This is a genomic window from Nocardia tenerifensis NBRC 101015 (assembly GCF_000308715.1).
GTDB classification, from domain to species: Bacteria; Actinomycetota; Actinomycetes; order Mycobacteriales; family Mycobacteriaceae; genus Nocardia; species Nocardia tenerifensis.
Genome location: NZ_BAGH01000615.1, coordinates 130,974 through 140,519, shown reverse-complemented (window position 1 = coordinate 140,519; position 9,546 = coordinate 130,974). Strand labels below are relative to the sequence as shown.

9 protein-coding genes are annotated in these 9,546 nt (G+C 67.5%); 2 read left to right on the top strand and 7 right to left on the bottom strand.

What is annotated here, in order from left to right:
- The coding region (locus ON39_RS45510) for a PucR family transcriptional regulator (protein WP_169335980.1) at positions 1–445 on the top strand (445 nt) is incomplete at its 5' end.
- Here the strand turns inward: ON39_RS45510 and ON39_RS45505 are convergent.
- Positions 442–636 carry a hypothetical protein gene (locus ON39_RS45505; RefSeq protein ID WP_146251006.1) on the bottom strand — a complete coding sequence of 65 codons (195 nt, stop codon included), beginning with the start codon at positions 634–636 and terminating at the stop codon, positions 442–444. The two genes, ON39_RS45510 and ON39_RS45505, sit on opposite strands and share 4 nt — an antisense overlap.
- Before the next feature lie 439 nt (positions 637–1,075).
- Between ON39_RS45505 and ON39_RS45500 the strand changes: the two genes are divergently transcribed.
- Positions 1,076–1,279, top strand: coding sequence for a hypothetical protein (locus ON39_RS45500; RefSeq protein WP_040743648.1), 204 nt, complete (start codon positions 1,076–1,078; stop codon positions 1,277–1,279).
- 31 nt (positions 1,280–1,310) lie between these two features.
- Here the strand turns inward: ON39_RS45500 and ON39_RS45495 are convergent, their stop codons facing one another.
- From ON39_RS45495 to murJ, 6 genes are all read right to left on the bottom strand, one after another.
- Complete coding sequence (locus ON39_RS45495; protein WP_040743647.1) at positions 1,311–2,237, bottom strand: hypothetical protein; 927 nt, start codon at positions 2,235–2,237, stop codon at positions 1,311–1,313.
- A 508-nt stretch (positions 2,238–2,745) separates the two neighbouring features.
- Positions 2,746–3,192 (bottom strand): SAM-dependent methyltransferase, encoded by a 447-nt coding sequence (locus ON39_RS45490; RefSeq protein ID WP_083895123.1) that lies wholly within the window; start codon positions 3,190–3,192, stop codon positions 2,746–2,748.
- A 233-nt stretch (positions 3,193–3,425) separates the two neighbouring features.
- Positions 3,426–5,168 (bottom strand): glycosyltransferase, encoded by a 1,743-nt coding sequence (locus ON39_RS45485; protein WP_040743645.1) that lies wholly within the window; start codon positions 5,166–5,168, stop codon positions 3,426–3,428.
- A 333-nt stretch (positions 5,169–5,501) separates the two neighbouring features.
- Positions 5,502–6,071, bottom strand: a complete 570-nt coding sequence (locus ON39_RS46675; protein ID WP_051187971.1) for a MauE/DoxX family redox-associated membrane protein — start codon at positions 6,069–6,071, stop codon at positions 5,502–5,504.
- 227 nt (positions 6,072–6,298) lie between these two features.
- A complete protein-coding gene (locus ON39_RS45475; RefSeq protein ID WP_040743643.1) occupies positions 6,299–7,747 on the bottom strand; it encodes a carboxylesterase/lipase family protein in 1,449 nt (482 codons plus the stop codon).
- Positions 7,748–7,816: 69 nt separating this feature from the next.
- The gene (gene murJ, locus ON39_RS45470) at positions 7,817–9,502 is read right to left on the bottom strand and encodes a murein biosynthesis integral membrane protein MurJ (protein WP_246002708.1); all 1,686 of its coding nucleotides are present in this window, start codon (positions 9,500–9,502) and stop codon (positions 7,817–7,819) included.
- Positions 9,503–9,546 lie beyond the last annotated feature (44 nt).

The window sequence follows — 9,546 nt, the reverse complement described above, 5'->3', positions numbered from 1 at the left end:
GGTGTCGCGCGGTCGCGTCACCGCAGGCGGCGCGGTCGCGGCGGGTCCGGCCGCGGTGGCGTCCGCGTTCGAGGAGGCGGCGCGCTGCACGCGGGCCATGATCGCGCTCGGCCGGATCGGTGAGACGGGGGTCGCTCGCGACCTCGGTTTCGTCGGAACCCTGTTCAGCGGAGATCCCGACATCTCCGGTTTCATCCGCTCCGTTCTCGGCCCGATCCTGGACTACGACCGGGAACGGCGTGCCGGACTGCTGCGAACGCTCGACGTCTTCTGCGCCACCGGCCAGAACAGCACGAAAGCCGCCGCGCTCCTGCACCTGCACGTCAATACCGTCACCCAGCGGCTGACCCGCGTCGCCCAGTTGCTCGGCGACGCCTGGCGCGAGCCCGAGCAGTTGCTCGAGATCCAGGTGGCCCTGCGTTTGCTGAAGGCGAAGGACTGTTAGCCCCACGGCGACCCGAGGGGCAGCTCGGCGATGCCGTCGCGGGAGAGGTCCTCGATCTCCACAGCGGCGCCGCCTGTTTCGCCGTCGGCGGTCGTGATCGGTTGCGGCGCCGGCACGGTCGTGACCGAGATGCCGTCGCGTTCTGCGGTTCCGGCACCGGTATCGCACCGTGGCCGGGGATGGTCGGGCATCGAGCCCTCCTCAGCGTGGTTCACGGAAACATCAGCAGGACGTCTCCCCGGAACAATGTCCTCGACTCTCTGTGAGCTCGCACACTATGGCCGCGTTCGGTCTCGGCTCAATGTGAACAACCCCTACTGACCTCGACGAATACATGGGGAACGGTCACCTACGACGCGAAAGAGCGGGGCGACGGCCGAATCCGCCTCCGCGTTCGGGCGTTCGCGCGGTGTCACCGATCGAGAGGTGGGTATGCGCCCTACGTTCGGACAGGCGGGTGTGGGTTCCTCGCACATCGCCACGGGTTCGCGGCGGAGCGAGAATGGAGTTCGGTTGAGTTCGAGGGTATGTGGCAGATCGCGCTCAGTGGCTCGGTGATGGTCCCGTCGCTCGGCGCTGCCACGGCGAAACGCGCCGTGCACCAGTCGATTCGATGAGACGGGGCAGGCCATGAGTACACGGCGCTCCCATAGGCGACGCCACATCCGTATCGAGTACGGCGTGCTGAGTCTGGACTTTCAGGGCACCGACGAGCAAATCCGCAGCGTGGCAAACTCATTGACCGCCCACGCGGGTCTGACCGTCACCGTCGACGACTCGGTGGACCCCCACCTGCCGCCGTTGCCATGTGGTCGCCTGTGGGAGCCGGGGTAGGACTGTGCTGGAGCGTGGGCGGCCCGCGTCCTCAATTGTTGTGTGTCGCACTGATATCGATGCGGATCGTGTCGGCGCGAGGGACGATGAAGACCCGATCGCGACGGGCTTGCCACTTCTGCGGAATCAGGAGGTACGCGTCGGCGGTTCGGTCCAGCAGTCGCAGGCCGCCGTAGTAATAACGGTATTTCTCACCGGGAGTGCCTATCTCGGTGGCCTCCACATCCGGCCCGTCCATGCCGAGCGCGTCGACGCTCCACACGATCACGGAGGGCTGGTCGTGGAATCCGCCTTTGGCGAGATCGCGTGCGTCCCTCAGCCCTTGCTCGGCGGCGAAGACACCGACGCCCCAGAGGGTGCCTGCCAGGCCGAGGGTGAACAGGGCGATCATCAGGACGATGGTGGGCGACTGATTCGAGGCACGCGGTCGCGGACGCAAACGCCCCCGGTCTGGCGACGGGGCCGGCCAGAGGTTGGGGGTGTTCGAGTTCAAGGTGACGGCATAGCCGATCAGCACGCTGCCGAGGACGATCGAGCCGGGCATCAGGTAGTCGTTCAGCGGAAACCATGACGGCACACCGAATATGCGGATGCTCGGAGCGATCGCCAGCACCGCCACCCCCGACGCCAGCATCGTCACATACCAAACCCGCAGGGCCCGAGGCTCATTGCGGGTGCGCCGAGCGACCTCGAGCGGTAACTTGCGCGCCGCCAGCAGGATCAGTAACAGCACCATCGCCAGGATCACCGGCCAGAAGGTGGGCGTCACGGACCGCCGGACGAAATCGTTGACGGAGTAGCCGAGCAGTCCCGAGTCGAGGCCGAAGTAGCCGTACCAGGCGCGCGTATACACCGCGCCGAAGTAGAACAGGACCGGGACGAGCACGGCGGCCTGTGACGCCAGCGCCCCGGCGATCGTCACCGCCGACTTCAACGGGGTCGGCTCCACCTGGCCCATACCGCTCAACGCCTCCCGGAACTCGGCGGCACTCCGGGGTTCGACGACGGAGGCACCGTCGTGCTCGGCCGAGGCCTCGACAAGGACGGATCAGTCGGCCCTTCCTCTTGGGGAAAGACCGGAGTCACCGTGCCCGTGGGCACCACGGAAACCGGCGGCTGAGGCGCGGTCGCGACGGGCTCGTGACCGGCCGACGTCACCAGCGGCGGGGTGGAGATGACCAACCGGTGTTTGGTCGTCCCCGCCTCACCGGGCGGCGGCTGTCCCGAAGCAGCCGCCGACGATGTCCGCGGCGACAATGTCTCCGCCGGTCGCTCGCCCGAAGCCGGTTGGCCGGAAGCGCCCGGTGACACCGGCGCGCCTCCCCCGGCGGGCTCGGCCCCGCACGCCGATATCACCGCCGCGACGAGCGCCGCGCCAACGAGCACCGTTGGGCCAGAACGAATCCGCACCTGTCGCCCCCTCGAGCCGACTCAGCTGAGAAAAGTCTGGCACAACTCGCGCTGGATTACGGCTTTCTCGCCACGGCGCAGTAGGCGCCGATCTCTCGAACCGCGCCTACGTCCGGGTTTTCAGGACGCCACTGGGTGATCGACACGAAGCCGGGCTCCACCATCTCCAGGCCGTCGAAGTATCCGGCGACCTCCTCGCGGGTTCGCGGGTGGTACGGCACGCCGCCGCTCTTGGTGTACTCCGCGCACAGCGCGACGTAGCCCTCGTCGTCGGTGGTGCCGTCGTAGAGCAGGAGGTAGCTGCCCGAGGGCACGCCGTCCAGCACGGTCGACACGACCCGGCGCGCGTCGTCGTAGGTGGCGACGTGGCCGAGCACGCCCATGAACATCACCGCCACCGGCTGGACCCGGTCGATCTCGTAGTTGTCCTTACCACCCATCCAGTAGTTCCATATCCGCGCCGAGTGCGGGATATCGGTTCGAATCGCGGGTTCCCGAGACATAGACCGCTGGCTCCTTGCTCAATGTGAACACCAGCAACCCCCGCTGCCGGGTGGAGTCGCTCGTATCCGCCACCTGTGTTTGCTGGGCACAGTACAAGAGGTCGAGCGCACGCGTGGCGGAACCATCGCCAGCAAACGTGTTGCGACAGAATCGCACTCGTTTGGACGGCCCAGTCTGTAAGAGTCCGGAAGCGGCCGGGATCCGGCGAACGCGCCCGACAGGCGCTGCACGATCAAGGGTGTCGCGGTGTGCGCATGCGAAAGGCTTCCAGCAGCGGAATCTTCACTTCCGTCGGCTGGCCGGCGGCGTGGATGACGAAATGGCCCGGCCGATGCTGGTTCCAGAAACTGTTGATAGCGCGTTGGTCCAGTACCTTGACGCGCAGGTCCGGTTGCAAGGCGATGGCGCGGGCGACGGCGGTTTGTTCGTAGAACAGGTCGGTGACGTCCTGCGACCATGCTCGGCGCAGCATCCGGCGGGCACTGTCGGTGTTGCGGATGAGGAAGCTGCCCGTGTTCACGCCGAGTTCGTCGTGGGTGATGATCAAGTCGTAGTCGTCGTCGCACAGACCGTACAGGTCGAAATCGAAGTTGGTGATGGCGGCGTCGGCGTCGATCCAGTACAGCCAGTCGTGGTCGGCGAGATGCCGCTGCACCGCCGGAATCTTCGACCAGTGTGGTGACCGAGATTTCGTGAAAACGTCCGTGTACCCGTAGAAGGCGTAACCCTTTCGCTCGCAGTAGGTTCGCTTGTCCTCGGCGTACTGCCGCGCCCAACTGTCGATCTCGGGGTTCCACAATGTGACGACTCCGAGCGCCGCGACGCCCGTGGGCCGGTAGCTCCACAGCGGCGGGCTCTCCGGCTGGAAGATGAGGCCCGCCAATGGAGTTACCGGTACATCCGCGAGCTCGGCGACCGGACTCGTCCCACGGAGTACGGGAGATGCGTTGTGGCGCAATGGACGCCGGGTGCAGGTGCGTTCCTCCATGACCGCCAGCACATCCGGCCCGCAGTTCCAGATGCCGCGATGCTCGCGCACCCAGTCGGCCGCGGCTTTCCCCATTGCCGTCGCGTCCGCGCGGTGCCGCGCCACCCAGCGCAGTCGCGCGGCGATCTCGGCGGCCTCGGGAACGCCGACCACGCCGTCACCGACGGGCCGCCACGTCACCGGTTCCACCGCGAGCACGTGTTCGGCGGCGAGGGCGCAGACATCGGACTGCGCCTCGGAGTTCAGCGCGACGACGGGCAGTCCGGTCGCCATCGCCTCCAGCATGGTGGCTGCGAAACCTTCGTTGCCCAGCGCCAGCAACACGTCCGCGTTCGCATACCAGTCGACGGTGCTGCGAGTGTGCCCGGTCAAGGTGGCGACATGGACGCGCGGGTCGGTCGCGATGTGGGAGTCGGGCCACCCTTTCCAGGACTTGATGACGAGCCGGGCATCCGGGTCGTCGCGGAACGCATCCTGCCAGGCGGCGATGCCCTCCTGGTAGTTGTCGCTGTGCGGCTCCATTATTCCGATCATCAGCGTGGTAACGCCTTTGCGGAGGACGCGGTGCTGATAGGTGTAGACGTCGGTGTCCACCCCGGCCGGCACGAGGTAGATCGGCACGGTGACCCCCGAGGCGCGCAAGGCGTTCGCCGCGTGCGAGGTGGGCACGATGAGCGCGCGCGCCCGGTTGAACGAGGCCGTCCACTCCGGCGGAGTACGCGAACTGTCACACGTCGTTCGGACGAACAGTTCCGTGCCGGCCAGGCAATCGAACTCCGGGCGGTCGGGCCAGCCGCAGAAGAGCACCGGTCCGTCGACTCTGGCCGGGGACTCGAGGATCAATCGCCGGAACTCCGGCGAGCACCCGCGTGTGTCCGCCCCGAGATGCGCCGCGCTGACGCGGACGCCGGCGCGGCGCATGCCCCGTGCCATGTAGTCGTTCGTGCATCCGTAGCCGTCATCGATGAAGTCGCCGATCAGCGTCACCCATGCGGTTCTTGTTCGCCAACGCCGGAGCGCCGATGCCGGCCATGCCGACCGTCGGCGGTTCGGATAGCTCGTGTGCGGTGGCGGTGGGCTACTTTCGGCCGTATTTCCCGTAGTTGTACGGCTTCCTGTATCGGTAATGGGAGCGACGTCCATATGCTTTGTCATCCTCGTTTCGTCTCACATCGGTGTCACTGCCTGCTCGGTCGTCCCTCCGACCGACATCGGCTGCGGCGAATTCGGGGAAGGCCGCGGTGGCTACCGCCACCACCGCGGCGGCGCCGGAGAATCGAAAAATATTACGGCGGGACAACATCGGCATCTCCATTTCGCTCAGGCGCCGGCGACCGCGGTGAACCGCTGACGTCGCTCCGCGCGATTCAGAAAAGCGGTTGCTGAAAGAATCAGTCCTGACATGACCGCCACCGCGGCGACCTGCGTCGGTGGATCGAACTCGGCGATTGTCCAGGTCAAGGTGTCGCGGACCGCGACGACCCCGAGCGCAGTGAGCAGCAGTACGTTACGCAGAACGATGTATCGGGAGAAGAGTGGCCGCAATTGACCGAACGCACCGGCCGCCAGCACCAGATCGCGTCGTTCAGCGCGAACGACGCCGACGACGATCGACGCCAGTACGGCACCCGCCGGTATCGGCGCGAGGGGCCCGAAAGCTCCCAGTATCAACGTCATTCCCGCGACAATCCCGACCGCAGGCAGCGACAGTCCGATCGGCCGCACCAGCGGCACGGGCACCAACTGGTACAGCGCCAACCACACTTGCCGCCACGTCCGCACCGACTTCAGCAAAACCGTTCCGCTGACGATCAAGAACCCACCGACGACCAAGCGCACGGCCAGTTCGAAAAACGCCCACGACAGACCGGCCACCGAGACCTGCGACACCCTGACCTCCCGCCTTCTCCGCCGACAGCTTCCCTGAACAACTCCTATTCGGAGCCGCTGCCCGCTCGGATGGGAATCGATTTCGCCGCCGGTCGTGCCCCGGATCAGCGGAGTACGCGCGATGTGATGCGTCGGCGTCGGTCAAGGCCGGAGCGGTACTCGGCGCGGGCGGACGACGCGGTGGGTTATTCGCCAGCCGGCCGCGGTTCGTTCGAGGATGTCGACGGTCAACATGAGCGGCCTCCCGGTGTCGTGTCGTCGCGGAGGCGGGAATCGGCGTCGAATCTCATCACTTTTCCGCCGTCGTAGGTGGGCCACCCGGGATCTCCGTGAGTCGCGAAGTCGATCCAGGCTCGATGCATTGCGCGGGTGAGGGATTCGGGTACGGCGTCGCCGACGAGGCCGCGGCAGGCCTGCGTGGTGTCGAAGACGAAGGGGACGTCGAGAGCGTGCGCGGCACCGTACCGCGGTGCGCGCCAGGCGAATTCGTAGAGGTAGGTCGGGCCTGGGTGGCGAAGCGCGGTGCGGCGCTTCGGCGCTCGGAACATCACCTCGGTGTAGGCGGCGGTGAGGGCCTGCGCGGGCGTGACGGCCGGATCGTGCAGACCATGCCGTTCGAGGACCGATTCGGCCTCGGGGTAGGTGGCGGCCAACTCGGCTACCGCGTCGTGGGCGTCGAAGGCGGCGAACTTCTCGGCTCCGAAACCGAGGGCGGCTTCCTCGAGCGTGGTACCGGTCAGCAGGTCGACGCCGCGCGAGTGGGTGCTCGCGACGCCGACCGGATCGGGGACGACGTCGTCACCCGTGGTGGGGAGGAACGGCGCCCGGCCGTGCCCCGGATCGATGCCGTTGTCGTCGCGCAGGTCCGGTCGCGCCGCTCTCCTGAACAGAACCGCCTGCGCGCGCAACAGGTCGCGGACCGGCACCTGCGCGAATTCGCTTGCCGTCGGGGCGATTCCGAGCCGAGCGGCGAGCGCCTTCGTGAGTTCCTCGGTGAGTTCGAGCCGACGGGCCATCTCATCGTGCCCACTCTGGACGATCGCACGCCGGAAGAGCCCGGCGGCCGGCGGCGAGTGCAGCAGCAGCGCGACCGCCGATCCGCCCGCCGATTCGCCGAAAACGGTGACACTGTCCGGGTTTCCACCGAACCCGGCGATGTTGTCGCGAACCCAGCGCAGCGCCGCGATCTGATCACGCAGCCCGATATTCGTGGCCCCACCGAGCGGTGCGAGAAACCCCTCCGCACCGAGCCGATAGTTGATGGTGACCAGGACGACACCGTCGCGCGCGAACGAGGTTCCGTCGAACGCGGGCGCGCTCCCGGCGCCGATCATGAACCCGCCGCCGTGGATATAGACCATCACCGGCAGCCCACCCGCGCCCGGCTCAGGTGTCCACACATTGAGATTGAGATACTCCCCGTCCCCCATGACCCAGCCGGGCCCGGTCAACGGCCCCAGCACCGCATGCGCGGGATGCAACGACGGCTGCGGCGCCGTAGCGCCATACTCCCCCGCCTCTCTGACCCCCGCCCACCGCTCTCCACGAGCCGGAGCCGCGAACCGCAAATCCCCCAAAGGCGCTGCCGCATAAGGAATCCCCAAAAACCGAGCAACGCCGTTCGCGCACCTCCCAGACACCCGCCCCGCCTCGGTGTCCACAGTACGAACAGTCATCACCCACCTCTCCCTCTTCTATGCGCCACCCCACGCTAGACGGCCGCCCGAGGTCTTATCAGCCCGGCGTCACGAACGCACCAGCATGGCCCGCACCGCACGAATCTCAGGAATCCCGATCACGCGCGCGGCGAGCAAGAACACCATTGTGCCGACGGCGGCCCCCGCGGCGAGGGTGGCGAGCTGCTCGATGTCGGGTGCACGGACCGTCGTGCGGATGAGCGCGATCGCGGCCAGTCCGGCGGCACCGGCCGGCACGGTCGCCCACGCGACGCGGTGGACGGTGGCGGCGACGGCGGAGAAACCCAGCAGCCCATGGCGTCGACGGAGCAGCAGGTGCCCGGTCACCGCGCCGGCGACATAGGCGAGCGAGCTGGCGACGCTGAGCATCACGATGACGGCATGGTCGGTGAGCATGGTCGCCGAAAGCACCAAGACTCCCACCTTGGTCACCACCATGACGACGTTGATCACGGTCGGAGTGCGAGTGTCGTGATAGGCGTAGAACATTCGCATTTGCAGCATGACCAGGGCGAAGGGCGCGAGCCCGAACGCCGAGCACGCCACCGCCGTGCCGATCAGCCCGGCGGCCTCGGCGTCGACCCGTCCGGCGAAGACGAGCGCGGCGAATCCCGGCCCCAGCAGGCTCATCGCCATGGTCACCGGTATCAGCGCCACGGACAGATACCGCGCGCCGCGGGAGAGGTCGGCGATCACCGCGGCATGGTCGCCGAGGGCGGCGGCGCGCGAGATCCTCGGCATCAGCACGGTCAGCACGGACGCGGCGAGAATGCCGTAGGGCACCTGGAACAGCAGTTCGGCGTAGGTGTAGATGGAGACGCCACCGTGGTCGAACGCGACCCGCATCGTGATCGCCACACCGATCTGGCTGATCGCGGCATACACCAGCAACCATCCCAGGATCGGCAGTCCGGAGCGGATCGGCCGCCACGTGTAGGGCAGTGGCCGCACTCGCCAACTCCACGCGAAACCGTTGCGGCGCAAGGCCGCGACGACCCACGCCGCTTGCCCTGCGATTCCCGCGGTCGTGCCCACGCCGATGGTCAGCACCTGGGCGGTGGTCATGGTGGTCGGTGTCAGGGTGACCGGCCCGGGTAGCAGCACGAACACCGCGCACGTCACCAACACGATCACGTTGTTGACCACCGGCGCCCACGCCGCGGTGGCGAAGCTGTCGCGCACATTGAGCACCGCGCCCACCACCACCGACACCCCGTAGAAGAAGATCTGCGGCAATAACAGGTACGCGAACCACGTTGCCAGACCGCGTTGTTCGGCGTCGGCCACGAACACGCGAACGATCAACGGAGCGCAGGCCACGGTGAGCGCCGTGACCCCCGCCAGCACCACCACGGCCGCGACCATCACCCGCTGGGTGAACTCACGAGATCGCTTGCGCCCCTGGCGTCGAGCCCTGGCCAGCACCGGAACGACCGCACTGGCCAGCACGCTGCCGAGCAGCAACTCGTACAGCATGTTGGGCAAGTTGTTCGCGCCGTTGTAGGCGTCGCCCACCGCCGCCGTCCCCAGCACCGCGGCCACCACGAGCGTCCGCGCGAACCCCGTGAGCCGACTGACGACACCGGCCAGCGCGACATGCCCACCCGAGCGAACAAGCCCCGCGCCCGCACCACCCTGCCCGCCAACACCTTTCAGCTTGACCGGCTCGCCCGACCGCCGCACCGCTCGCCGAATCGGCAGTGGCTGCGTCGCGAAGCTGCCGTAGTCGTTCAATACGTCCCCCTCGTCCCGTGACTGGTCCCGATCCAGGTTACGTA